Genomic DNA, 964 nt, shown 5'->3' with positions numbered 1-964 from the left:
GCTTTCGGATCCACCGGTGCGGCTGCTGCAGCGGCTGCTGCGGCATCGGCTTCGGCTTCTTCGGAAACGGCAGACACCGACACCAGCACCGGGTTGTCCTGGCCCTTGGCCACGAACTTCACGCCCTTTGGCAGGGTGATGTCCTTGATGTGCAGCGGCGAACCCTTCTTCAGGCCCTTCAGGTCGACGGCGATGAATTCGGGGATGTCGGCCGGGAAGCAGGACACGGTCAACTCGGTGATCACGTGATTGACCAGGCAGTTTTCGGTCTTGACGGCTGGAGACTCTTCTTCACCGCTGTAGTGCACGGGCACTTTCACGGTCATCTTGGTCTTGGCTTCCACGCGCTGGAAGTCGATGTGCAGGATCTGCTGCTTGTACGGGTGCATTTGCAGGTCGCGCAGCAGAACCTTGTGTTCTTTGCCTGCCAGTTCCATCTGGAGGATGGAAGCATGGAACGCTTCTTTCTTGATGGCGTGGAACAACGCGTTGTGATCGATTTCGATCAGCGTAGGTTCACCGGTGCCACCATAAACAATACCGGGCGTACGGCCGGTGATGCGGAGACGGCGGCTCGCACCCGTGCCCTGCTTTGCGCGCTCAAAAGCGACGAATTTCATAATCAACTCCAATAAAGAACGGACCGCGACCAGTCTCGTTCTGGTTTAAAAGGCTGCTTTGCTTCGTGATGAATCACGACACGAAAGCAGCCGCTTTTTGTTTCAGGTCAGAACAGGTTGTCCTGGTCCGAAAACAAACTCATGACCGACTCTCCCTTGGCGATGCGCTGGATGGTCTCAGCGATCAGCGGTGCCACGGAGAGCTGGCGAATCTTTGTGCAACCCACGGCATTGGGGCTCAACGGAATGGTGTTGGTAATCACCACCTCATCAAGCGCATCGCCCTTGGCGATGCGGTCAATGGCCGGGCCCGAAAAAATCGGGTGCGTGCAATAGGCATAAAC

The 964-nt window shown here is 57.0% G+C and carries 1 protein-coding gene and 1 pseudogene; both read right to left on the bottom strand.

The features are described from left to right. Nucleotides 1-620, bottom strand: a 620-nt coding sequence (locus AC1D0Z_RS22870; protein WP_477660420.1) for a 50S ribosomal protein L25/general stress protein Ctc, incomplete at its 3' end; no start/stop codon positions are given. Between the two features lie 107 nt (nucleotides 621-727). After that, nucleotides 728-964, bottom strand: a pseudogene (locus AC1D0Z_RS22865) (ribose-phosphate pyrophosphokinase); the annotation flags it as partial.

It is taken from the genome of Polaromonas sp. P1_E3, from assembly GCF_056405935.1.
This window is presented reverse-complemented; position numbering and strand designations above follow the sequence as displayed.